This is a genomic window from Pseudomonas sp. CYM-20-01 (genome assembly GCF_023169845.1).
GTDB classification, from domain to species: domain Bacteria; phylum Pseudomonadota; class Gammaproteobacteria; order Pseudomonadales; family Pseudomonadaceae; genus Aquipseudomonas; species Aquipseudomonas azotoformans.
Genome location: NZ_AP025169.1, coordinates 6,460,840 through 6,484,701 on the forward strand (window position 1 = coordinate 6,460,840; position 23,862 = coordinate 6,484,701).

Annotated in this window: 25 protein-coding genes; 7 read left to right on the forward strand and 18 right to left on the reverse strand. The window is 62.5% G+C overall.

The features are described 5' to 3' along the window. Positions 1 to 10: 10 nt before the first annotated feature. The 12 genes from mdcH to M2497_RS29580 form a co-directional block, all read right to left on the reverse strand. The gene (gene mdcH / locus M2497_RS29525; protein ID WP_248485047.1) at positions 11 to 910 is read right to left on the reverse strand and encodes a malonate decarboxylase subunit epsilon; all 900 of its coding nucleotides are present in this window, start codon (positions 908 to 910) and stop codon (positions 11 to 13) included. Continuing rightward, positions 907 to 1,494, reverse strand: a complete 588-nt coding sequence (locus M2497_RS29530) for a malonate decarboxylase holo-ACP synthase (RefSeq protein WP_248485048.1) — start codon at positions 1,492 to 1,494, stop codon at positions 907 to 909. The genes mdcH and M2497_RS29530 overlap by 4 nt, the downstream gene beginning before the upstream one ends. Further along, complete coding sequence (mdcE, locus tag M2497_RS29535) at positions 1,488 to 2,258, reverse strand: biotin-independent malonate decarboxylase subunit gamma (protein ID WP_248485049.1); 771 nt, start codon at positions 2,256 to 2,258, stop codon at positions 1,488 to 1,490. Before mdcE ends, M2497_RS29530 begins: the two co-directional genes overlap by 7 nt. After that, positions 2,255 to 3,097: a biotin-independent malonate decarboxylase subunit beta gene (locus M2497_RS29540; protein ID WP_248485050.1), complete on the reverse strand. Its 843-nt coding sequence runs from the start codon at positions 3,095 to 3,097 to the stop codon at positions 2,255 to 2,257. The genes mdcE and M2497_RS29540 overlap by 4 nt, the downstream gene beginning before the upstream one ends. Beyond that, positions 3,090 to 3,389 carry a malonate decarboxylase subunit delta gene (locus M2497_RS29545; protein ID WP_071490357.1) on the reverse strand — a complete coding sequence of 100 codons (300 nt, stop codon included), beginning with the start codon at positions 3,387 to 3,389 and terminating at the stop codon, positions 3,090 to 3,092. The genes M2497_RS29540 and M2497_RS29545 overlap by 8 nt, the downstream gene beginning before the upstream one ends. Further along, positions 3,389 to 4,222, reverse strand: a complete 834-nt coding sequence (locus M2497_RS29550; RefSeq protein ID WP_248485051.1) for a triphosphoribosyl-dephospho-CoA synthase — start codon at positions 4,220 to 4,222, stop codon at positions 3,389 to 3,391. Before M2497_RS29550 ends, M2497_RS29545 begins: the two co-directional genes overlap by 1 nt. Then, positions 4,223 to 5,893, reverse strand: coding sequence for a malonate decarboxylase subunit alpha (gene mdcA / locus M2497_RS29555; RefSeq protein WP_058426576.1), 1,671 nt, complete (start codon positions 5,891 to 5,893; stop codon positions 4,223 to 4,225). A 120-nt stretch (positions 5,894 to 6,013) separates the two neighbouring features. Beyond that, a complete protein-coding gene (locus tag M2497_RS29560) occupies positions 6,014 to 6,736 on the reverse strand; it encodes a hypothetical protein (RefSeq protein WP_248485052.1) in 723 nt (240 codons plus the stop codon). Between the two features lie 133 nt (positions 6,737 to 6,869). Further along, a complete protein-coding gene (locus M2497_RS29565; RefSeq protein ID WP_248485053.1) occupies positions 6,870 to 7,157 on the reverse strand; it encodes a hypothetical protein in 288 nt (95 codons plus the stop codon). Beyond that, a complete protein-coding gene (locus M2497_RS29570; RefSeq protein WP_248485054.1) occupies positions 7,120 to 7,749 on the reverse strand; it encodes a nucleotidyltransferase domain-containing protein in 630 nt (209 codons plus the stop codon). Before M2497_RS29570 ends, M2497_RS29565 begins: the two co-directional genes overlap by 38 nt. Positions 7,750 to 7,810: 61 nt before the next feature. After that, positions 7,811 to 8,050: a DUF6124 family protein gene (locus M2497_RS29575; RefSeq protein ID WP_248485055.1), complete on the reverse strand. Its 240-nt coding sequence runs from the start codon at positions 8,048 to 8,050 to the stop codon at positions 7,811 to 7,813. Positions 8,051 to 8,778: 728 nt separating this feature from the next. Continuing rightward, positions 8,779 to 9,162: a polymorphic toxin type 44 domain-containing protein gene (locus M2497_RS29580; RefSeq protein WP_248485056.1), complete on the reverse strand. Its 384-nt coding sequence runs from the start codon at positions 9,160 to 9,162 to the stop codon at positions 8,779 to 8,781. Positions 9,163 to 9,457: 295 nt separating this feature from the next. Here M2497_RS29580 and M2497_RS29585 point away from each other — a divergent pair, with 295 nt between their 5' ends. Together M2497_RS29585 and M2497_RS29590 are read left to right on the forward strand one after the other, a co-directional pair. Further along, on the forward strand, positions 9,458 to 9,736 hold the full coding sequence (locus M2497_RS29585) for a type II toxin-antitoxin system RelE/ParE family toxin (RefSeq protein WP_248485057.1): 279 nt from the start codon (positions 9,458 to 9,460) through the stop codon (positions 9,734 to 9,736). Positions 9,737 to 9,750: 14 nt separating this feature from the next. After that, positions 9,751 to 10,038 (forward strand): HigA family addiction module antitoxin, encoded by a 288-nt coding sequence (locus tag M2497_RS29590; RefSeq protein ID WP_025857702.1) that lies wholly within the window; start codon positions 9,751 to 9,753, stop codon positions 10,036 to 10,038. Between the two features lie 148 nt (positions 10,039 to 10,186). Here M2497_RS29590 and M2497_RS29595 read toward each other — a convergent pair whose 3' ends face one another. The 6 genes from M2497_RS29595 to pilG form a co-directional block, all read right to left on the reverse strand. After that, complete coding sequence (locus M2497_RS29595) at positions 10,187 to 10,642, reverse strand: chemotaxis protein CheW (RefSeq protein ID WP_248485058.1); 456 nt, start codon at positions 10,640 to 10,642, stop codon at positions 10,187 to 10,189. Beyond that, positions 10,635 to 16,439, reverse strand: a complete 5,805-nt coding sequence (locus M2497_RS29600) for an Hpt domain-containing protein (RefSeq protein WP_248485059.1) — start codon at positions 16,437 to 16,439, stop codon at positions 10,635 to 10,637. The genes M2497_RS29595 and M2497_RS29600 overlap by 8 nt, the downstream gene beginning before the upstream one ends. A 167-nt stretch (positions 16,440 to 16,606) precedes the next feature. Then, positions 16,607 to 18,658, reverse strand: coding sequence for a methyl-accepting chemotaxis protein (locus M2497_RS29605; RefSeq protein ID WP_248485060.1), 2,052 nt, complete (start codon positions 18,656 to 18,658; stop codon positions 16,607 to 16,609). Continuing rightward, a complete protein-coding gene (locus M2497_RS29610; protein ID WP_248485062.1) occupies positions 18,655 to 19,179 on the reverse strand; it encodes a chemotaxis protein CheW in 525 nt (174 codons plus the stop codon). The genes M2497_RS29605 and M2497_RS29610 overlap by 4 nt, the downstream gene beginning before the upstream one ends. A gap of 12 nt (positions 19,180 to 19,191) precedes the next feature. Beyond that, positions 19,192 to 19,557, reverse strand: coding sequence for a twitching motility response regulator PilH (gene pilH, locus M2497_RS29615; protein ID WP_014720320.1), 366 nt, complete (start codon positions 19,555 to 19,557; stop codon positions 19,192 to 19,194). Between the two features lie 46 nt (positions 19,558 to 19,603). Continuing rightward, the gene (gene pilG / locus M2497_RS29620; protein WP_071490365.1) at positions 19,604 to 20,011 is read right to left on the reverse strand and encodes a twitching motility response regulator PilG; all 408 of its coding nucleotides are present in this window, start codon (positions 20,009 to 20,011) and stop codon (positions 19,604 to 19,606) included. A 239-nt stretch (positions 20,012 to 20,250) separates the two neighbouring features. Between pilG and gshB the strand changes: the two genes are divergently transcribed. From gshB to pyrR, 5 genes are all read left to right on the forward strand, one after another. Next, positions 20,251 to 21,204, forward strand: a complete 954-nt coding sequence (gshB, locus tag M2497_RS29625; protein ID WP_248485064.1) for a glutathione synthase — start codon at positions 20,251 to 20,253, stop codon at positions 21,202 to 21,204. Positions 21,205 to 21,281: 77 nt separating this feature from the next. After that, positions 21,282 to 22,187 (forward strand): energy transducer TonB, encoded by a 906-nt coding sequence (locus M2497_RS29630; protein WP_248485066.1) that lies wholly within the window; start codon positions 21,282 to 21,284, stop codon positions 22,185 to 22,187. 67 nt (positions 22,188 to 22,254) lie between these two features. Continuing rightward, entirely contained in the window at positions 22,255 to 22,824 is a 570-nt protein-coding gene (locus M2497_RS29635; protein ID WP_248485067.1) for a YqgE/AlgH family protein, read from the forward strand. Continuing rightward, positions 22,824 to 23,261 carry a Holliday junction resolvase RuvX gene (gene ruvX, locus M2497_RS29640; protein ID WP_003195067.1) on the forward strand — a complete coding sequence of 146 codons (438 nt, stop codon included), beginning with the start codon at positions 22,824 to 22,826 and terminating at the stop codon, positions 23,259 to 23,261. The genes M2497_RS29635 and ruvX overlap by 1 nt, the downstream gene beginning before the upstream one ends. 72 nt (positions 23,262 to 23,333) lie before the next feature. Next, entirely contained in the window at positions 23,334 to 23,840 is a 507-nt protein-coding gene (gene pyrR, locus M2497_RS29645; protein WP_248485069.1) for a bifunctional pyr operon transcriptional regulator/uracil phosphoribosyltransferase PyrR, read from the forward strand. Positions 23,841 to 23,862: the final 22 nt, after the last annotated feature.

A 23,862-nucleotide genomic window follows, 5' to 3' on the forward strand; every position in this document is an offset into this window, starting at 1 on the left:
GGGCAGTGCTTTATCGGTGGCGGCGGTCCTCCTCTTGCAGCAAGGCCTGCAGGGTGTCCAGGCGTGCGCCTTCACAGGCGATCACCGTGCCTTGCTCAAACACCCGCCGTGACAGGCCGGTGAGCACTGCGCCCGGTGGCAGTTCGATTTGCAGGCGCACGCCGCGCTCGTAGGCGCTTTGCACGGTGCCGCGCCAGTCGACGACGCGGCACATGTTGAAGGCCAGGTCGTCGCGCAATTGCTCGGGGTTGTGAATCGGCCGTGCGCGGGTGCTGCTCAGGTAGGTGATGCGCGGCGCCTTGAGCGTACCGAAGGCTTGGGCCAGGGCCTGGGCCGGTTGGTCCAACAATGCGCAATGGGATGGCACGCTGACGGCCAGGCGTTTGGCGATGCCGTTGCCTTTGATGCGGTCGGCGACGCGTTTCATGGCCTGGTCGCTGCCGGCAATCACAGTCTGGTTATCGGCATTGATATTGGCCAGATACACCGGGGTTTCAGGGCTGTGCACTTCGGCCAGGAGGTTTTCGACGGTGGATAACTCGGGGCCGATGATCGCGGTCATGCCGTAGCCCTGTGGATAAGCGTTTTGCATCAGCTCACCGCGCAGGCTGACCAGCTTGATTGCCTCGTTGAAGTCCATCGCGCCGGCAATCACCGCCGCCGCGTAGGCACCAATGGACAGGCCTGCGACGTAGTCCGGCGTGTGTTGCAGCAGGCGGGCGTGGGCCACGCCGGCGATCAGCAGGCAAAGTTGTACAGCGCGGGTATTGGCCAGGGCCTCAGCAGAATCCAAGGTGCGCACGTCTTCACCCAAGGCATCGCTGGCTTGTTCCAACACATCGGCCGGCAACGCCTGGAGCATGCCCGGGCGTTGGGCGCCCTGCCCTGGGAACACCAGAAGGCTGCTCATGCCACGGCCTGCCAGGGATCAAGGACCAAATGCGCACCGTTGGCGGTTTTCAACAGCACCCGCCGTGATGGACCGGCCCATTCGCGCAAGGCGACGGCACCGAAAGGCGTTTGCAGTTGCATATCCACAGCGCACGCGGCGTTGTCCAAGGTGGCCAACAAGTCGCGTGCATCGCTGCGATCCAGCGGATCGGGTGTGCGCAGAATCAGGTCCAGGTCGCTCTGGGCATGCAGTGCTTCAATGCCCGTTGCCAACTCAAAACCAGCGCTACCCGTGACGCCCCAACTCAATGGCGCCAGCACCGGCCGCAGTTGATCAAGGGCTTGCAATGCCGGTAGATCCCTTGTCGAAACCACATCGCGCAACGCCTCCGGCGCGACCCGCCGCTGCACGGCTGCCATCGGCATCAACGCGGCAAACCGCTGCTCGCGCAAACGCCCGCGCACGCCCACGGCGACCCGCCCCGGCGCGACGATGGCGCGGCGCACGACCACCGTGCCAACCGCATCCTTCGCCCACGCCGGTGCGTCAGCGGGCAGGTGCGCCGGGGTCATGCCCCAGAGCAGGTCGTGGGCGTTCACCATTGCTCCCGCAGCAGTTGGCGCACATGGCTGGAAGCGGCGCGGTTGGACGCACCGAGGCGGCTGCTCAAATCCGGCGTGCCGACATCCTTGATCGCACTCACCAGGCACTCGTTGACCCGCGCCACATCTTGCGCCGTGGGCTGTTCGATCTGGCTGACCGTCAAGGTCTCCCACAACAGGCCGAGGCTGGCATAGCTGTCGATGTCATAGGCCATCGGCGGCACGCTGGCGGCCAGGGCTTCCAGCTCTTCGACGCTGCGCAGGGTCACCCGCGCCGCCGAGGCCTTGCCCATGGCGTGCACCATCACACCGGGGTCGCGCAGGGCGATCAGGCGATTGGCCTGGTAGCCATGGGCGAGGAACGCGCCGGACATGGCTTTGCCCACCAGCAGCGCGATCACCGGGTGCCCGGCCAATCGGGCACGGGCATAGCTGTCGGCGGCGGCAGCCAGCGCCTGGTGGATGCCGAGGGCTTCTTCGCGCCGGCCATAGGCCTGGCTGGGCACGTCGACAATGGCAATGATCGGGCGTTTGTCGCCTCGGGCGATGGCTTCATCGACAGCCTTCGCCAAACCCCAACCTTCGAGCAAACCGACTTCGCCATTGCGTGCGCGGGGGAAACGGTTTTGCGCGTCGGTGACCACGGCGATAAAGCGTACGGCTTGCTCGCCCAGCAGGCCGTCGGCCACTTTCAGGGAGTTCGGCAAACCCTCAACGGGCGTTGCACCGGCGCTCAATGCGTTGAACCACTGCAAACCTCTCATGAGCGTTCTCCTTGAAACAGCGCGCGTACCGTCGCCGGGTCGAGCTGCGGCGTAGCATCCAGTTCGGCCAGGCGCGCCAGGTAGTATTCGGATTGGCGGCTGCGTTGCTGGGTGGGCAGGCCCTGTTGCAGCAATGCGCTGACGGTCTGTTGAATCTCGGCCACATCGTCCGCTACATAACGGTCGGCCAAGCCGCTGTTGAAGCGCTGCTCGCCGCCGGTGAGGCTCCAGATGAAGGGCCGGTCGCGGGAGTCATACTCTTCAAGCCCAGCTTCCTGTTCGATCACTTGCGGGCCATTCAAGCCAAGGCGGGCTTCGCGGGTGACGACAAGGTAACTGCACAACCCCGCGGCGATGGACATGCCGCCAAAGCAACCGACACTGCCCGCCACCACGCCGATCACCGGCTGGTACTGGCGCAGGTCGACAATTGCCGCATGGATATCCGCGATGGCCGCCAGGCCCAGGTTGGCTTCCTGCAAGCGCACGCCGCCGGTTTCTAGCAGCAACACAGCGCGGGTTGGAATGCCCTTGCGATTGTCTTCGGCCGCCAGCTCCAGAGCGCCGGCGATTTTCGCGCCGCCCACCTCGCCAAGGCTGCCGCCCTGGAAGTTGCCCTCGATGGCGGCAATCACCACCGGTTTTCCGCCAATGCTACCCTTGGCGATCACCACCCCGTCATCGGCCTGGGGCACCACGCCCTGGCGGCTCAGCCACGGCGACATCACGCGCTGGAACGGGTCGATCAATTCGCGGTAGGAGCCGGCGTCCAGCAAAGCCTTGGCGCGCTGCCGAGCGCCCAGTTCCACGAAGCTGTGTTTGGCGAGTAAGTCAGTCATGGCCGACCTCCTCGAAACCCTGCTCCAGGCGCAAGCGCACCACGCCGGGGGTGGCGCCAAAATCGTGGATATCGATATTCAAGGCCGGCGGGGTCTGCTCCTGGAACATCCGCTCGAACAGATGCTGCCAGCGTTGCTCGGCACCGTTCACCGAGGTCTGCACCTGGATGGTCAGGGTGCCCGGCGTGCCCGGTTCCAGCAGCACTTCCAGGTCGCCCGAGCCGACGCAGCCCACCAGCGCACGGCCTTTTGGCGGCTGCCCGGCGGGGAATTCAAAGGATAAGGTTTCCATCACAACGCTCCGTCGAGGCGGTCGATAAACAGGCAGGCGGCCAACAGGTCGGCGGCGCCGCCGGGGGAGGCATTCAGGGCCAGCAGTTGCTGGTCCAGCTCATGCAGTTGGCGACGACCGGCCAGGGTTGCGCTGCCGCCAGCGTCGAGCACCGCTTGGGCACCGTGCTGCATGGCTTGAAGGCCCTCGGTGCCGGCGCGGTAAAGCACGCAAGTGTCAGCCAGCTCGGTCATGATCGCGAGCAAGGCATCCAGGCGCGCATTCTGTTCGCCGGCATGCTGCAGGCGGCTTTTGCGCAGTTGCGGCAGGCCTCGTTGTACCACCGAGGGGAAGCCGAGCTGCGCTTCTTCACGAGCCCCGCGTGCGCCGTAGCGCTGGGCAACCTGGGCGCCATGGCTCAGGGGTTGCGGAGCGAAGCGGTCGTTGAGCAGGGCCAGTTGGGCGGCGGTCAGCGTCACGGCGCGTGGTTCCAGCGCGGCGGCGGCGGTGAGCAAACCGAGGGCCCAGATCGCGCCACGATGGGTGTTCACCCCGTTGGTGGTGATGAGCATCGCTTGCTCACCTTCACGGCCAATGCGCCCGAGGGCTTCGCGCAGGGGCAAGCCGATTTCACCGATCTCAATCGCCGCCTCGGCCATTTCCTTGAACATCGGCCATAGCGACAGCGCCGAGGCGTGCATCAGGCCCAGGTGTAAATCGCTGTGGGCGCCGTTGCCGCGCCGGTCCACCAGGGCGGGCTTGGGCGACAGGTCGGCTTCATCGATCAGCGCATCGACGGCCATGTCGGCCAGTTGATCCGCAAGGCTGAGTTCATGCAGTTTGAGGGCGCGCATTTACCAGCTCCTGAATTTGGCGGGCGGGTTGTACAGACCACCGGACCAGTCCACCAGGTCAGCCACGCTCTTGGCGGCCAACAGTTCACGAGTGGCGTCGGTGCGGCGAATCCCCAGGTCTTCAGGTAAGGCGATCAAGCCTTCGCGGCGCATGCGTGCAGTGTCCTTGGGGTTGTGGCGCATGCCGATGGCGGTGACGCCTGCGACGGCGGCGATCATCGCCTGGCGCTCTTCTAGGGAGCGCGCCTTGTACAGGTAGGCGATACCTTCTTCGGTGAGCAGGTGGGTGACGTCATCGCCGTAGATCATGATCGGCGCCAGGGGCATGCCGCTTTTGCGTGCGACTTCCACGGCGTCGAGGGTGTCGACGAAAGTGGGTTTGCCGCCTTCCTGGAAGGTCTCGACCATTTGCACCACGAGTTTTTTACCGCGTTCCAACAAGGCTTCAGGCGCATCGTCGTGACGCATGTCCAGCCACGCCGGCGTACCATGACGGCGACCGCGCGGGTCATGGCCCATGTTCGGCGCGCCACCAAACCCGGCAAGGCGGCCACGGGTCACGGTGGAGGAATGGCCGTCGCCGTCGACCTGCAGGGTGGCGCCGATAAACAAGTCCACCGCGTATTGGCCGGCGAGCTGGCAGAACATGCGATTGGAACGCATCGAGCCGTCGCGGCCGGTAAAGAACACATCCGGGCGGGCGGCGATGTAGTTTTCCATGCCCAGTTCGGTGCCGAAGCAATGCACGCTTTCCACCCAGCCGCTTTCAATCGCAGGGATCAGCGTGGGGTGCGGGTTGAGCGTCCAGTTGCGGCAGATCTTGCCCTTGAGGCCGAGGGATTCGCCGTAGGTCGGCAGGATCAACTCGATGGCGGCGGTGTTGAATCCAATGCCGTGGTTCAGCGACTGCACATTGTGTTTTTCGTAGATGCCACGGATCGCCATCATCGCCATCAACACATGCACCGGCTTGATGTGGCGCGGGTCGCGGGTGAACAGCGGCTCGATGTAGAACGGCTTGTCGGCCACTACCACGAAGTCCACCCAACTGGCGGGGATGTCGACGCGGGGCAAGTCGGTAACGTCATCCACCAACTGGTTGACCTGCACGATCACAATGCCGTCGCTGAACGCGGCGGGCTCGATCAGCGCCGGGGTGTCTTCGGTGCTGGCACCGGTGTAGATGTTGCCGGCGCGGTCGGCCATGAAACCGGCGGAGAGCACTACGTTGGGGATCAGGTCCACCACCAGCCGCGCATAGAGTTCGATGTAGGTGTGGATCGCGCCGATTTCCAGCAGGCCGTCTTCGAGCAACTGGCTGATGCGCAGGGATTGGGTGCCGGCAAAGGAGAAATCGAGCTTGCGGGCGATGCCTTTTTCAAACAGGTCCAGGTGCTCGGAGCGGCCGACACTGGGCATGATCATGTGCAAATCGTGGAGCTTGGCCGGGTCGGCCTTGGCCAGGGAGCGCGAGAGGAAATCGGCCTGTTTCTGGTTGTTGCCTTCCAGCACCACGCGGTCGCCGGGGAGGATCAACGCCTCAAGCGCCTCGACGATCCTGTCGCTGGGCAGCACCGCACCGTCTGCGTACTGTTTGACCAGCCCGAGCCGCCGCTGCTTCTCGTCGCGCCGCCGCGTCCAGCGTGAGTCGGGGGTTATTGTTGTTGTCATGGTCGCTCCACGGGTTTGCTGTCGTGGGGCTTACCTTAGGAGTGATTGAGGGGGCCATCAATCAAGCTGGGCGCTGGACTGTTACGCCTGGGTTAATGATGCATCAATAAACACGGGCGTTCAGGTGCGGTGCCATTCGGTGTGGTGGAACCATACGGTCCTGAACAACGCCAAGGCGGCAAAACCGTGCAGCCCCAACACAGCCGCCCAACTCCACTCCCACAGGCCTGATAGCGCCTGGGCGTAAACCGGCAACAGCAGCAAGAGCAGCACCACCAGCGCGCAGCCGCCCAGTTGCTCCCAGTTTCTCAAGCGACTGGGACGGGAGGCTATGGCGTAACCCAGCAGTGCCCCCAGGCACACCACCAGCAGGCTCAGCAAGTCATGCTCGTCGACGGGCGGCCAGCCCAGCAGGTTGAGTGGCAAGCACACCGCGAACACGGTGAACGCGCAAATCGCGACGTACACGAAGGCGTATTCAAGCGCATCCAGCAGACGATCACGGATAAACCCTCGGGCCTGTTTGTCTTCTTCCGGGGTAGGTCCTTTGGATATCGCCACCGCCAGCAGACCCGAGCCAAGACCGCCCAGGGTCATGACCACAAAGTTGCTCACGACGCCCCTGATTGCCTTATCGGCACCGATCAGCTTGAGGCTTTCCAGGTACACCAGGATAAACACCGCGCCTGCGGTGGTAATCATGAACCCCCACAACTTCCCACGATTGGACTGCACGTTCATGGTCACCGCTGCCGTGAGCACCAGCACGCCAAACCACATCAGAAGCGTGCCGGTAAAACGGTTGAGGTCGTACAGCCAGGCAAACCCATCCAAAAGCCACATTGCGTCGATACTTCTGTCGAAAAACTCCCTTGGCTATCGGCAGTGGGGTGGGGATCTTTACGAGGGGAAAGGAACAAGTGATCCGCAACCCGTCACAATTCACCAGGACGCCTCTCCTACATTTTTGATCGAGTCATGCCCACTGATAGCCAGCCAACAGGCCCTCCACGTTTCCCCGCAACGTGGTCGTGCTGTCAATCAACTGGGCTAAGAGCGGCTCGTCCTCATCCATATACCCTTCGTACTCCGCCAGGTTCCGACGCTCATGACACAGCGCCAACAACCTCACCTGCACCTTGCCGGCATCCCTCAGCCGATCCCTGGCTGAACGCATCAGCCCATCACACTCTTTGCGATCCGGCGGCTCAGCCTTCAAACCGCCGCTACGTTGCAGATTCTCCAGGTTTGCCTTGCTGTCCATCCGTGGATTCCAGGGGGTTGCCCCCAATCAGATTGATCTTGTCCTGCTGCACGACCCGCTGCACAAAACTGTTCCCGACATTCCATTTGCCGATCCAGTCTTCAGGGGTGTAAAGCGTCGGGTTGATGGTGCGCCCCAGTTGCTCTTCCAGTGGCATGAGCTGCTCCATGACTTCACTGTAGTTGAGGCTTTCGCCGATCAACATGAGATCTATGTCACTGGATGAGTGCGCCTCGCCCTTGGCGATGGAACCGTAGACAAAGGCCCAGGTTATCTGCTCGGCGAAAGGTGCCAGTGCATCGCGCAAGGGCTCGTCCAGACTCAGGGTCTTGCGCACGATAGCTAACAATTCCGAGTAGATAGGGCATTGGGGATTGGCTTGGTAATGGGTCTGGTTGCCCTGGCGCGTCATGTTCAAGATGCCCGCCAACTGCAACCGCTCAAGCTCACGGGTGAGACTGCCTTTGCCCACTTGGGCCCAGCGTGCAATTTCATTGGTGAAGAAGCTTTGGTCGGGCTTGCCGAAAAGCAGGCCCAGCACTTTTTGCTGGGTGACAGTGAAGAGCGCAGTGCTGAGCGGCAAGGTGTGCATGGCAGCGGCCAAAGAGTCCCAAAAAGGGAACGATAGGTCCCTTTTTGGGAACGATCAAGTTTTAAGCGACTGGAGAAGGGGAAATCTGTTCCAAGGCACGGTCCACCAGCAACTGCCCCAGCTCCGCCATCTGCTGGATGCCGAGCATGATTGCGCGCTGGGAGGTGTCCAGGTCGAAGGCGAGGTTGCAAGTGAGTGCGTTGAGGGAGGACAGGGTTTCGCTGGCGTTGACCAGCAGGGTTTCGGTGTCTTGGTGAGGGTTTACGGTGAAGAGGGGCGGATTGGGGGTAGGTTTGATCATGATCTACAACTCCGATATGTGATGGAGACTGCCCTCTTCCGCTTGCACGCGAATTAAGGTGGCAGCTGTGCGCAGGTGTGCAAGACCGGGCATATCGGACCCCGGCAGACCCCGAGGGATCTCCCACGCACAGCCGCCATAACGAGTACAGCAGGCATAAAAAACGCCCGTTGAATGGCTATGGGCGTTTGTGCGCCGACATGTAACCGGACTTGCACGTCCGTGTCACCGTTTTTTGCGATGACGGGGCGAAGACTAGGCGCGCTGACGGCATGCGACAAGTTCATGCACAGCCCAAAATCTTGCAGGAAAAATCCGAGAGCCTGCCGACCTATAACCTCATGTCTAGTCTCACAGCCCCTAAACCTTCGAGCGGGTAACTACGGTACTCATAAACCTCACCTCGAACAGTGAGGCGGATAAGGCCCCCCTGCCGGGTAACTTGAACATCCGGCTCTTTGGTTTTCAGAAAAGGGTGTGCCGACACCAATGTCGTGAGTATTTCCCGATCATTCCCCAGATCCTTGTGGACGTAGTACAGGTAGGAAAAGCCCACCGTAGCGCCACCCTGATTGTTTCGCGCACCGTAAATGGAGCTCCCGTTATTCAGAGAATACTTGAGCACAACCTCATCCAATTCCGGTGGACCTGGGCTCATCAACCAACCAACACCCAAGTACCCGAGACACACCACCAGCAGCCCGTTGAACAAGCCCTGGACCGGCCAATTAATACCCTTGAGCTCTGGCATATTCGATACCCTCCTTGATCCAATGCTGGTCGCTGTGATCATCGCCATACGGCGCATCGCCCCACCAGTCTCCGAACTCCGCCCGAGAAGTCCCTGCTGCCTTTTGCGCCGCACCAGCCGCTCTCAACAGCACACTCTCCGGAATACCCAGCACAGTGCCGGTGACGCCGTAGTTGAAGTTACCGAACGCCTCATACTCGCGACTTTTCTGTTTGTAATCCCAAGGGCCACGCCCTCTGACCTGCGAGTAAAACCACGAATAGGCGAAGGCCGAACCAGGCTTCAAATGCATCCTGCGGTTGTTGGCCAAGGCGATATTGTCTTGCAGCGAAACGCCCGAAGGTATGGGAGGGACGGCCATTTGCGAATCCTTGCTGATGGGGTTGAGCGATAAAAACTAGCACTCAAACATCAGTAAAAATACGAAGGTGAGACTTACAGAAATTTCAGACACGCTATCAGTCCGAGCCCTACCTACGATTGTCGTCCCGACAAGCAACAAAGAATGTTCTGACAGCGCTTTCAGGTTGTTGCTCGGAACCTGTGTCTCTAGCCTTTCCGCTCCGAATCGTTCCGCGGACAGACATCATGAAGCCGACCGTTAAAACCGATGCAAGGCCATTGCAGAGCGTGATGTATCACATCACAATCGTGCCATGATCGTCAGCTGGAAACACAAAGGTCTCAGGGTCTTCTATGAGACAGGCTCGACCAGTGGAATCAACGCAAATCATGCAAAGCGCTTACGCCGCGTTCTGTTCATTCTGGACAAAGCCGAACGTCCAGATGCACTGAACTTGCCTGGTTGGCGTTTCCATCGGTTGAATGGCGACCTGATCGACTATTGGTCTGTCAGCATTAGTGGTAACTGGCGCATCATTTTTCGGATGTTCGACGACCAAGTCGAACTGGTTGATTATCTTGATTACCACTGAGTAGAGGTATCGATATGGGCATGCACAACCCCCCTCACCCAGGTGAAATCCTGCTTGAAGATGTAATCCCTGCCCTGAACATCACCATCACCGAAATGGCCCGGCGCCTGGGATTCGCCCGTGAGACATTTTCGAGGATTTTGCATGGGCGTGCGCCTGTCAGTCCTGACTTGGCGGTGCGGCTTGAGCGGGCAGGTGTGAGCACTGGGCAGTTATGGCTGTCGATGCAAAGCGCCTACGACTTGTGGCAGGCCGAGCATCGGGAGCAGCCGGTGATTGAGCGGTTTGCGCGGATTGATTGACGTCTACGGATTGTGGGAGGGGCGGTACGACGATTCGACTTGCTCCCGATAGCAGTGGGTCAGCCACCAGATGCAGTGACTGACAGATTGCAATCGGGGGCAAGCCCCCTCCCACATTTTGATATTCACTGGGATTGAGAATGAGGGATCAGGCCAGGCCGGACTCTACCAGCAGTGCCTCCAGGCCGAGCAAATCCGGCACCTTCGCCACATGCTCGCCCACCTGCACCGCCGCCAGTTCCAGCGTGCACAGCGGCACGTCCACATAACTCAACTCACTGTCGAGCTTGTAAGACCGGGGAATGCCCTGGATCACCAGCGCAATAAACTTCAACGTCGGCCGCCCGCCCAATGCATTCAACACCACGATGCGCGAGCGTTCGCCGGTCACGCTCGCTTCGCCGCACACCGCTTCAAAGCTGATCAGCGGGATTTGCCGGTCGCGCCAGGTCACTTGCCGCAGGTACCACGGCGGAGCATCGCTGGCCGGTTCGCCGCGCTGGAAGTCGATCAACTCGGCGATGGCGACATTGGGCAGCACCAGGTGGCGGTCGGCCAGGGGCAGCAGCAGGCCGGTGAGTTGGCTGGTGCGGTGGTCAAGCATGGGACTTGCTCCAGTAGGCGATGCTTTCGAGCAGCACCGATTCCTGGTACGGCTTGCCCAGGTAGTCGTTGACGCCAATGGCCATGGCGCGGTCGCGGTGTTTCTGGCCGGTGCGCGAGGTGATCATGATGATCGGCAGACGCATCAGCCGGGGGTCGTTGCGCACCTGGGTCGCCACTTCGAAGCCGTCCATGCGCGGCATTTCGATGTCGAGCAGCATCAGGTCCGGGGTGTGTTCTTCAAGCACCGCCAGCGCGTCGATGCCGTCTTTGGCGGTGAGCACGTTCATGCCGTTGCGCTCCAGCAGGCGGCTGGTGACTTTGCGCACGGTGACCGAGTCGTCCACCACCAGCACCAGCAACGGGCGTTTTTTCAGCGGGTCGTTGAGGATCAGTGGCGAATCCACCGACTGAGCCGGCAATGCCGGCTGCCGCGCACGGATATGCGCCAGCAAGTCGATGATCAACACCACACGACCATCGCCCAGGATCGTCGCGCCGGACAGCCCCTGCACACCGGCAAACTGCGGCCCCAGGCCCTTGACCACAATCTCCCGCGTACCGGCCATGGCGTCCACATGGATGGCCACATGCCGCTCATTGCACTGCACCAGCAGTACCGGCACCGGTTGATACTGCCCCAGCAGTTTCGGGCGGCTGACGCTGTGCAGCAGGTCGCCCAGGTAGAACAGCTCGTAACGCTGGCCGGCGTATTCATAACACGGCGGATCTTGCTGGTAATGCCCGGCCAGCTCATGGGGCAGTACCCGCACCAGGCCTTCGATGGTATTGAGCGGGATCGCGTATTGGTCGTCCGCGCACTGCACCATCAGCGCCCGGTTGACCGACACGGTGAACGGCAAGCGAATGCGGAAATGCACACCCTCGCCCGGGGTCGAATCAATGACCATCGAGCCACCGAGCTGGCGCACTTCTTCATGCACCACGTCCATGCCCACGCCGCGCCCGGAAATCTGCGTGATCTTTTCAGCAGTGGAGAAGCCCGGCTGCAGGATGAACTGCAACACGTCACGGTCGCTGATCTCCTGATTCGGGGCCAGCAGGCCACGCTTGATCGCCTTACGCCGCACGGCTTCCAACGGCACGCCGGCGCCGTCGTCGCGCATGTCGAAGACGATATCGCCGCCTTCGTGGGTCAGGTCCAGGGTGATGCGGCCTTTCTCCGGTTTGCCAGCCAGCAGCCGTGCATCGCGGGACTCCAGGCCGTGGTCAACGGCATTGCGCAGCATGTGTTCCAACGGCGCCGCCATGCGCTCCAGCACGTTGCGGTCCATCTCGCCTTCGGCATTGCCGACGATGAATTCCACATCCTTGCCCAGCTCGCCCGCCACCTGGCGCACGATACGCTTGAGGCGTGGCAGCATGCGTTCGAACGGCACCATGCGCGTACGCATCAGGCCTTCCTGCAACTCGGTATTGATGCGCGCCTGTTGCTGCAGCAGGCCGTGGGCGTCCTCGTTGCGGCGCTCCAGGGTGTCCTTGAGGTCGAGCAGGTCGGAAGCGGATTCGGACAATGCGCGGGACAGTTGCTGCAACTGCGAATGGCGGTCCATCTCCAGCGGGTCGAACTCTTCGTAGCCCAGGCGCTCGGCCTCGGCCTGCTGGCGGCTGAGGATACGGCCCTGGGTTTCGGTGTCGAGACGCCGCAGTTGGTCACGCATGCGTTCGAGGGTGGTTTCCACTTCCGTAAGAGCGATGCGTGCGTCGTTGACCTGCTGCTCGATGCGGCCACGGAAGATCGAGGTTTCTCCGGCCAGGTTGACCAGATCATCCAGCAGCTCGGCGGAGATCTTCACCATGTCGGCAGTCGGGTCCACGACGGCCTCCGCCTTGCCCGCAGGCAACGCCACCGGCGTCACCGGCTCCTGGCTGGGGTGTACCAGGCTTTTGATGCGCTCGATGAGCTTGTCCACCGAGCCGACCGGCAAGCCGTCCGCCACGGCGTCGATCATCTGTGCCAGGCGGTCGTGGCAACCTTGCAGCAACGCAAACAGCTCAGGCGACGGCGCGAGCAGGCCGGCAGACAGGCCTTCGTAGAGAAATTCCAGTTCGTGGGCCAGGTCGCCAATGGGCGCGATCTCGACCATGCGCGCGCCGCCCTTGAGGGTATGCAGGTCACGCAGCAGGGTCTCCACCTCCTGGCGATTGCCGGGCTCGGCCTGCCAGCGCGACAGCGCCGCACTGGAACTGTCGAGAATGTCGGCCGCCTCTTCGAGGAAGATATCCAGCAGTTCAGGGTCGGCGCCCGACGCCGCTGGCGCAGCGGCCGGTGCGGCAGGCGCGTTGCCTTGGCGCAGCGCCCGCACCTTGGCGATCAGCTCTGCGTTGTCGCTCAAGGGTTGGTGATGCTGCAGCTCTTCAAGCTGCAAGGCGAGGCGCTCATGGCTGGCCATCAACACCTGGGACAATTCGGCGGAGTAACTGTAGCGACGGTCCACCAACCCTTCGTACAGGCATTCCAACTCATGGGCCAGGTCGCCAATCGGGCCGATTTCGGCCATGCGCGCCCCCCCTTTGAGGGTGTGCAGATCGCGCTGCAATGACGACAACGGCGCAGCACTGTCGGGCTCTAGCAGCCAGCGCTTGAGCGACTGGCCAGCGCTGTCGAGGATGTCCACGGCTTCTTCGAGAAAGATCTCGACGATCTCGTCGTCCATCGTGATTTCGTGATCCAACTGCTGGGTAGCGGCGCCCAGTTCGGCAATGCTCAGCACTCGGCTGCCGTCACTTTTGATCAAGCCGGTGGCGGACGGGTCGAGGGCTTCATCCAGCAGTTCGCGCAAGGCCTCGACCCGCGCCGGCGCCGGGCTGATTTCCTGGCCGGCGGCCAGTTGGTCGAGCATGCTGATCAGCGCTTCATGGGCCTGTTCAGCCTCGTGGAAAAACCGCTCGCTCACCGCCAGGCTGCTTTCTTCTACCGCCCCGTACAAATCCAGCAAGGCTTCGCAGAGTTCGTCGATGGCGTGCAGATCCGCGACGTGCGCGCCTTCGCCCAGGGTGGTCAGCTCATCCAGCAGTGCCGTCAGCTCCTGGCGCTCGCCGGGGTGCTGCTGCCAGCGGCGCAGCAGGCTCTCGGCGTCGAGCAGGATGTCCATGCCTTGGGCCAGGAAGTTGGCGATCAGCTGCGGGTCGCGCTTGATACGCACGTCGAGCAGCGCTTCAAGCTGCTGGTCCAGCAGGCTTTGCGTGCGCTTGATCAGGTCCTCTGCACCGTTGATCGGCGCCAAGGGATCACTGTCCAGGTCGCGCAGCCCACGCTGGAACAGGCCTTCGGCTTCCAGCAGCAATTCCACTTCATCCAGGTCCAGCGGCAGGCGGTGGGCCTTGTATTCGCGGGTCAGGTGGTCCAGCGGGCGTGCCAGTTCGGCGATGGGCAGCACGCCGGCCATGTAGGCGCTGCCCTTGAGGGTGTGCAGGGCACGTTGCAGTTCATCGCTGACTTGCAGCGGCACATGCTCGGCGGCCTGTTGCAGGAAGTGGTTGAGGCTGTCCAGGTGGCTCTGGGCTTCGTTGCGGAAGATCTCCAGCAACATCGGGTCATGGGGCTCGGCGGCCGGCACAGATGTGCCACTGGCCAAGGCGTGTGCGCGGGCGGCCAGGGTGTCGACTTCATCGCGTTGGCGCTGGTCGTCGATGGCAAAGTCAGCAATCAATTCCGGCAGCAGGGCCACCGCTTCATCCAGCACCTGCTGCACCTCGGGGCCGAGCACCACGCTGCGCTCCAGCACACGGTTGAGCAGGTTTTCCATGGCCCAGGCCAGCTCGGCCAAGACCAGGGCGCGCACCATCCGGCCGCTGCCCTTGAGGGTGTGGAAAGCACGGCGCATTTCACCCTGGGCGGTTTTGTCCGCGCAGTTGGGCAGGTAACGGTGCAGCACCTCGAGGACTTCGTCGGTCTCTTCGAGGAAGACTTCGCGCAGTTCGTCGTCGATGGGCTCCTCGTCGTCGGGCGGCGGCAGCAGGCTGCCGGGACGTTGCAGGGCCGGCGGGTTGAGGCGCGACGTCGGACTGGCCAGGGCGTCGAATTGGGATTGGCTCGGCGCGAGTTCGGCCGGCAGTGCGCCATCCGGTGCAACCAACGCCTGGCGCCAGGGTTTCTCGGCAGGCAGGTAACCCAGCGCCGCCAAGCTTTGGGTGGCCAGCTCCAGCACGCGCTCACCTGCAGCATCGGGGTCCTGGAGCATGCGTTCGAGGTAGTACTCCAGGCTGCTGATCACGTCGGCGAAATGCGCCAATTGCATCTCGGACGGTGGCGCGTCGCTGCCCATCAACTGTTCGTCGACGTAATCCGTGCACCCGCGCATCAGGCTCGCTGCGCGAGGCAACGGGATCATCGCCAGGGCACCGCGCACCTGGCTCAGCAGCTCGGGCAGGGACTCCAGGCGCTGACGGTCCCAATCGGCTTCGATGCAGTCGATCACCAGTTCCTTGGCTTGCTTGAGGCACTGGCAGGACTCGCGAATCACCAATTGGTGAATCTGGGTCAGGTCGGTGGTGGGCAGGCGGCTTTCTTCGCGGCTCTCCGGCTCGACGGTGCCAACCATGCCGGCCAGCGTGGCTTCGACGTAGAGCAAGGCGCCGGCGACGTCCATCAGCACCGCGTCGTTGGGCTCGCGTTGGCCCTGAGCCAGGCTCAGCACCACGGCGAGTTGGTCGATGATGACTTTGCGCGGCTGGCCGAAGCCCAGCACCGCCAGGGTGTCGGCGATCTGCCGCAGCGGTGCGAGCAGTGCATCCAGGTCGCTGGTGTGTTGACGGTCGCTGCGCACGAACAAGTCGAGGCGCTCCTTGACCCGTACCAGTTCTTCGCACAAGGCACCGAGTACCGACCCCATCGCATTGCGGTCCGGCCCGGCCAGGCGTGCGCGCTCGGCGTCGACCACCGCGCTGTCGGGCAGGGCTTCATCCAGGCCGTAGCGTTCCTTCAAGCTTTGCATGCGCGGCGTCGGCCGAGTGACCTTGGCGACGTAAAACAACAGGCTCTTGAGCAGTTCATCCGGCGCCGGCTGGTTGATCCCGCCGATGCCTTGGGCCAGCAGGCGCTTGAGCTGTTTATCACTGGCCTTGAGCAGGCTGCGTAGCGCCGGGCTGTTGGCGATCACACCGGTGAGCATACCTTCGACCAGCGCCGAGGTGACTTGCCACAGCGGCAACAACGGCGCGCCCTGGCACAAGGCTTCGAGGCGCGCGAACACCCGCGCCATGTCTTCCAGGTTGCTGGGGCCGTGGTCTTCGCGCAGCAACCCGGCCAAGGCCTGTTGCAGCAGTTGGTGCCACTGGCGCAGTTGCTCTTTCAGGTCGGGTACGGCGCGTTGGGCCAGGGCTTCGTCGGGCAACGGGGCGATCGTCAACAGTTGCGGACTGAACAGGCTGGTCTCCGACAGCAGGCTTTCACCGCGCGCGCTGCGTAGGTCGTTGAGCAATGGCAACACCACCAGCGGCAGGTCACGCCGGGCGCTGTGCACACGGTCCAGATACAACGGCAATTGGTTGAGGGCCTGTTGCAGCAGGCGGATGCTTTCGTCGCGCTGGCTCACATGGCCCGCTTGCAGAGCCAGGGCCAGTGCTTCGATTTCTTCGGCGAGCAGGGCCGCGCCATAGAACTCGACCATTTGCAGGGCGCCATGCACTTGATGGACACACGCCAGGCACTCGCCGATCGCATCGCCGTCGGAGGTTTCGACGTACGCATCGAGCGCCGAACGGGCCTGTTTCAGGGTTTCGGCAATGTCGCCCTTGACCCATTCGAGGGCCACGTAGTCGTGCCGATCAACCATAACTGCTCCGCTTGGAATTCATGGGTTGCTGGTGGTGCGAGGTCTCAAGACAGATAGAGATCAAATGTGGGAGGGGGCTTGCCCCCGATGGCGGTGCATCAGTCAAAGATTGGGTGACTGACCCACTGCTATCGGGGGCAAGCCCCCTCCCACATTGACACTGCATTTCAATCATCAACCTGCTTTGCGGGCGGGAGGGTGAACCCCGACACCGACCGTCGCAACTGGCTGGCCATCTTCGCCAAATTGCCGATGCTTTCGGCGGTGGCCGTGGAGCCCGACGAGGTCTGGGTGGTGATCTGCTGGATCACGTTCATGGTGAGGGAGATCTGCCCCGCCGAACTCGTCTGCTGCTGCGCCGCGTTGGAGATGCTCTGGATCAGCGCCGCCAGGGTTTTCGACACGCCCTCGATCTCTTCCAGCGCCACCCCGGCATCCTGGGCCAGCCGTGCGCCGCGCACCACTTCGGTGGTGGTCTGCTCCATGGAAATCACCGCTTCGTTGGTGTCGGCCTGGATCGCCCGCACCAGGGTTTCAATCTGCCGGGTCGCCGCCGACGAGCGCTCGGCCAGGCGCTGCACTTCATCGGCCACCACCGCAAAGCCGCGCCCGGCATCCCCGGCCATGCTCGCCTGGATCGCCGCGTTGAGGGCGAGGATGTTGGTCTGGTCGGCAATGTCATCGATCAGGCTGACGATGTCGCCAATCTCCTGGGACGACTCGCCCAGGCGTTTGATGCGCTTGGCGGTGTCCTGGATCTGTTCGCGAATGTTGTCCATGCCGTGGATGGTGTTGTGCACCACCTCGTTGCCCTTGTTGGCAATTTCCACCGAGCGCTCCGCCACCGCCGAGGATTCGGCGGCGTTGGCCGATACCTGGTCGATGGACTGGGCCATCTGGTTGATCGCCGTTGAGGCCTCGGCAATCTGCTGGGCCTGGTGCTCAGACGCCTGGGCCAAGTGCATGGCAGTGGCCTGGGTGTCCTGCACTGCACCAGCGACTTGCCCGGCGGTGAGGTTGATGGTGGCGACCAGGTCGCGCAACTGGTCGACGGAATAGTTGATGGAGTCGGCGATGGTGCCGGTGAAGTCTTCGGTCACCGAGGCCGTCACGGTGAGGTCGCCGTCGGCCAGGTCTTCGATTTCATCCAGCAGGCGCATGATCGCGTTCTGATTGCGCTCGTTCTTCTCGGCGGTTTCATGCAGTTGGCGATTGGTCTCGCGCACCATCACCAGGCCGATCAGGATGATCGAGGTCAGCGCCAGCAGGCCCAGCACATAGCCGCCGATGGTGTCGAAGCTGCGCCCGCCGGCCAGGTTTTCGAAACCGGTGGCCAGGTGCGAAGCTTCATCGAGCAGGGTTTGCGACAGGTTGAAGATGTTGCTCGCCGAGGCACGTACCTGGAACAGTTGCGGCGAGGTTTCGAGGATTTCATCCACGGAGCCTGAGACAAACTCGAACAGCTCGGCGATTTCCGCCAGCCGCGCGCGGGCATCGCGGTCTTCGACCTGGGTAATGCGCAGGCCGGGGTTGCCCTGGAGCATGCCGTTGAGCACCTGGCCGAAGCGGTTGGCATCGCGGCCGAAGGCGTCGGCGGCCTGCACGGCGGTTTCGTCGCCGGCCAGTACGGTGTTCACCGCCCCCAGGATACGCTCGGCCAGCAACGACTGGCGCTGGGCCAGGGCGACCTGGCTGGCTGGGGCGCCGCGCTGCAGCAGAATGTCGACGACCTTTTCCGACTCCACCTGCAACTGCGGAACGGTTTCCGCCAGCGTCGCCGCGACCTGGTGCAAGGACAGCACGGTCTGTTCGCTGGCGAGGATCGCGTCGGTGTTTTTCAGCAGCGCTTCCCAGTCGGTCTGCACCGCACGCATTTCAGCACGTACCGCACTGGGCGCGGCCGGCAGGCCGGTTTCCGGGTCACCTTTTTTCAGGTAGCCCCAGCGCTGGGCGAAGTCGTTGCGCGCATCCCCCAGCAGCTTGAACGCGGCGGCCTTGCCGGCAGCGGCTTCGGTGGCGTTCTTGGCGATGCGCTGGGACAGCACGCGCAGCTCACCGGCGTGGCCGATGTACTGCTTGTCATAGGTGGACTGGGTGTTGAGGTACGCGAAGTTGGCGAACAGCAACATGATGAACACGATCAGTGCAATGAACAGCACGATGATCTGGGAGCGGCTGCGCGAAGCGGCCTGGGGTTTTGGCGGGGTAACGGTGGTCATGCGGCAACATCCATGAAGCCAGGGGCCTGGGCCAGGGCGAAGGGGCTGAAGACCTGCCACTGCGGGTTGCCCTCGAAACGCCCCTGGATATACGGTGCACCGGGAGCGGCACTCGCCAGCAGTGCGTCTTGTGCGAAATGCTGCATCCCCATCACCTCGTCCACCAGCAGCCCGACAAACAAATCGTTGAATTCCACCACCAATACGCGCCGCTGTTTGCGCGCCTTGGACAACTCAAGGCCGAGGAACCCGCCCAGGTCCATCACCGGCAACAAGCGCCCACGCAGGTTAGCCACACCCTTGACCCAGGCCTTGACCCCGGGCATCAGCGTGCAGCGCGGTTCATGCAGGACTTCGGCAACTTCGCCCATGGGCGCCACATACCAGTGCTGCCCCAGGCGAAAGCCGATCCCGCTCCAGCGTTGCAGGCGGGTTTCCTGGGACGGCAGGTCGGCGGCCAACAGGCGACAGCGGCGGTCGATGTCCAGCAGCAGCTCAAAGGCGGTTTGCGACTCGGTCATGATGGCGAACCGTCAGCCGGCCAGCACCTTGTTCAGGGTGGCGATCAGGGTTTCTTCATCCACCGGTTTGGTCAGGTAGTCCTTGGCGCCCTGGCGAGCGCCCCAGATCTTGTCGGTTTCCTGGTCCTTGGTGGTGATGATGATGATCGGGATGCCGTTGGTTTCCGGCTCCTTGGACAGCTGGCGGGTGGCCTGGAAGCCATTGAGGCCCGGCATCACGATGTCCATCAGCACGGCGTCGGGCTTTTCCTGGCGGGCCAGGGCCACACCATCCGCACCGTTTTCGGCCTTGAGGACCTGGTGGCCATGCTTTTCCAGCATGCCGGTCAGTTTGTACATTTCGGTCGGCGAATCGTCGACGATCAGAACACGTGCCATGGTTTTCCCCACTACATAGGTGGACGCCGGCCCTTGTGAGGCGGCGTCAGTGTGCTTGTTCTACTACGGCGAACCCCGGCACGTAGGCCTTGATCGCGCCCAGCAGTTCTTCCTTGCTGAAAGGCTTGGTCAAAAACTGATCGACACCCACGATGCGCCCCTTGGCCTTGTCGAACAAGCCGTCCTTGGACGACAGCATGATCACCGGGATCGACTTGAACGCCGGGTTGTTCTTCACCAGCGCGCAGGTCTGATAGCCATCCAGGCGCGGCATCATGATGTCGACAAAAATAATGTGCGGGTGATGATCCACGATCCGGGCCAGGGCGTCGAAACCGTCGATGGCCGTGATGACATCGCACCCCGTGTTCTTCAACAAGGTCTCGGCGGTGCGGCGGATCGTCTTCGAATCGTCGATCACCATCACTCTCAAGGCGTTGGAATGCTGTTCCATATCTGCTCTGCCATCGCCACAGCGAATCGGTTTTCGGTGTGTACTGCCTGATGTTGCACAGGATGAACGCCACAAGCCTCGGAATTCAAGGGCTGCTGCGCCGTGGCAGTCTTTTTAGCACAGTCTCCGGGTGCAATCTATCGAGCAACCGGCCAGGTGGTTTTTCCTTGACCCACAACAGCCGCAGCGCCACTCTGACGCCACTTTTATGCGCCCTTATTTGCTAGAGGAAATCCCCCATGAGCGTTCGCGTCGGCATTGTCATGGACCCTATCGCCAGCATTTCCTATAAAAAGGACAGCTCGCTGGCCATGCTCCTGGCCGCCCAGGCCCGCGGCTGGACCCTGTTCTATATGGAGCAGCGCGATCTTTACCAGGGCGACGGCGAGGCCCGTGCACGCATGCGCCCGCTGCAGGTGTTTGCCAACCCGGAAAAGTGGTTCGAACTGCAAGACGAAATCGACAGCCCGCTGCGCGATCTGGACGTGATCCTGATGCGCAAGGACCCGCCGTTCGACATGGAATTCGTCTACTCCACCTACCTGCTGGAGCAGGCCGAGCGCGCCGGCGTGCTGATCGTCAACAAGCCGCAGAGCCTGCGCGACTGCAACGAAAAGCTGTTTGCCACCCTGTTCCCACAGTGCACGCCGCCGACCGTGGTCAGCCGCCGCGCCGACGTGCTGCGTGAATTCGCCGCCAAACATGGCGATGTGATCCTCAAGCCGCTGGACGGCATGGGCGGCACCTCGATCTTCCGTCACCGCGCAGGCGACCCGAACCTGTCGGTGATCCTGGAAACCCTGACCGCCCTGGGCACCCAGCAGATCATGGGCCAGGCGTACCTGCCTGCGATCAAGGACGGCGACAAGCGCATCCTGATGATTGACGGCGAGCCGGTGGATTACTGCCTGGCGCGCATCCCGGCCGCCGGCGAGACCCGTGGCAACCTGGCAGCCGGTGGTCGGGGTGAAGCCCGCCCTCTGTCGGACAAGGACCGTTGGATTGCCGCCCAGGTTGGCCCGACCCTGCGCGAAAAAGGCCTGCTGTTCGTGGGACTGGATGTGATCGGCGAGAACCTCACCGAAATCAACGTCACCAGCCCCACCTGCATTCGCGAGATCGACAACGCATTTGGCACGAACATCGGCGAAATGTTGATGGCTGCCATTGAGCGCAAGCTGCAAGCCAAGTGATATAGAACAGCCGGACACGCACCAACATTGCGCTATCATGCCCCACCTGTGAAACGCGCGATGTTGGTTTTTTTGTCATGACACTCCCGTCCGAGCTACCCCCCGAACTCTCCCACAGCGGCGTGCGCCCGGCTGATCGGCTCGGATTTACCCTGTTCCTGGCGGCGTTGATTCACTTGGCCCTGATCCTCGGCGTGGGCTTTACCATGGTCGAACCCAAGCAAATCACCCAGACCCTAGAAATCACCCTTGCCACGTTCAAGAGCGAAAAGAAGCCCGAAAAGGCCGACTTCCTCGCCCAGGACAACCAGCAGGGCAGCGGCACCCTCGACAAGAAAGCCGTGCCCAAGACCACCGAAGTGGCGCCGTTCCAGGACAACAAGGTCAACAAAGTCACCCCGCCACCGGCGCCCAAACCGGAGATCAAGCAGGCAGCGCCCAAGCCCGCCGTGACCACCATCGCCCCCAAACCGCAGAAAGCCCCGGCCCAACGCGAAAAAACCAAGACCGAACCCACGCCCGAGCCCGTAAAACCGGCGCCGACTTTCGACAGCTCGACCCTGTCCGACGAAATCTCCAGCCTCGAAGCCGAACTGGCCAATGAACAGCAGCTGTACGCCAAGCGCCCGCGCATCTACCGGCTGAATGCCGCCTCGACCATGCGCGACAAAGGCGCCTGGTATAAGGACGAATGGCGCAAGAAGGTCGAGCGTATCGGCAACCTCAATTACCCGGAGGAAGCCCGACGCCAGCAGATTTACGGGAATTTGCGTCTATTGGTGTCAATCAACCGCGACGGCACGTTATATGAAGTGCAAGTGCTGGAGTCCTCCGGCCAGCCGCTGCTGGACCAGGCCGCCCAGCGTATCGTGCGCCTGGCCGCGCCCTTTGCGCCGTTCAGCGGCGACTTGAACGACGTCGACCGCCTGGAAATCATCCGCACCTGGAAATTTGCCAAGGGCGATCGGCTGTCGAGCAATTGATGACAATTGCCGCCTGTGGCACATCACCAGCTTGTCAGTTCGCCCCTCCCCCGCCACACTAGCGGACATGAAAAATGTCAGCCCGACCTACCTCAAGCACCACTTCCTGATCGCCATGCCCCATATGGCCGACCCGAACTTTGCGCAAACCTTGACCTACATCGTCGAGCACACCGCCAAGGGTGCGATGGGGTTGGTAGTTAACCGCCCGCAGGCGCTGAATTTGGCGGATATCCTTGAGCAACTGCGCCCCGAGATCGACCCGCCGGCCCGTTGCCAGGGCGTGCCGATCTATATTGGTGGGCCGGTGCAGACCGATCGCGGCTTTGTGCTGCACCCCACCGGGCCGAAGTTCCAGACCACGGTCGATCTTGACGGCGTATCGCTGTCCACTTCCCAGGACGTGTTGTTCGCCATCGCCGATGGCGTGGGCCCTGAGCAAAGCGTGATCACCCTCGGCTACGCGGGCTGGGAAGCCGGCCAACTGGAGGCAGAACTGGCCAGCAATGCCTGGCTGACCTGCCCGTTCGACGCCGACATCCTGTTCAACACCGTCAGCGAACTGCGCCTGGACGCAGCGGCGGCGACGCTAGGAATCAACCTCAACCTGCTGACCAGCCAGGCGGGGCACGCCTGATGGCTTTGCGTCTGATCCTTGGCTTTGACTACGGCACCAAACAGATCGGCGTAGCGGTCGGCCAGGTGATCACCGGCCAGGCCCGCGAGTTGTGTACCTTGAAAGCCCAGAATGGCGTGCCGGACTGGAACCAGGTCGAGGCCCTCATAAAAGAGTGGAAGCCCGACGCGGTCGTGGTCGGGCTACCCCTGAACATGGACGGCACCCCCAGCGACATGTGCCTGCGCGCCGAAAAATTCGCCCGCCGACTCAATGGCCGCTACAACCTGCCCTTCTATACCCACGACGAACGCCTCACCACCTTTGAAGCCAAGGGCGAGCGCCGTGACCGTGGCGGACAAAAGGGCAGCTACCGCGACAACCCGGTAGACGCCATCGCCGCCGCCCTGCTGTTGCAGGGCTGGCTGGATGAAAACACCGCTTTATTTGAATCCTGACTGACGCGGCTTGCCGCGTCTTTTTACGTTTGAGCCCGGTCCTTGCCTGCGCGAGGCCTAGAAGGAGCCCCCATGAGCCTGCCGAACCCCGCCGAACTGATCAGCCAGATGGCCACCAGCCTCACGGCCCATCTGCAACACCGCAACATCAGCGAGCCACGCTTCATCGGCATTCGCACCGGCGGTGTGTGGGTGGCCCAGGCGCTGCTGGAAGCACTGGGCAGCGAGTCGCCCCTGGGCACCTTGGACGTGTCCTTCTACCGCGACGACTTCAGCCAGAACGGCCTGCACCCGCAAGTGCGCCCGTCGGCCCTGCCGTTCGAGATCGAAGGCCAGCACCTGGTGCTGATCGACGACGTATTGATGAGCGGCCGCACCATCCGCGCCGCCATGAACGAACTGTTCGACTACGGCCGCCCGGCCAGCGTGACCCTGGTGTGCCTGCTGGACCTGGACGCCGGCGAATTGCCGATCAGCCCGGACGTAGTCGGCGCCACCCTGTCGCTTGAAGCCCATCAACGGGTAAAATTGCTCGGTCCCACGCCGCTCGCACTCGAACTGCAAGACCTTGCCCTTTAAACCGCCTTGTAAAGAGTCCCCG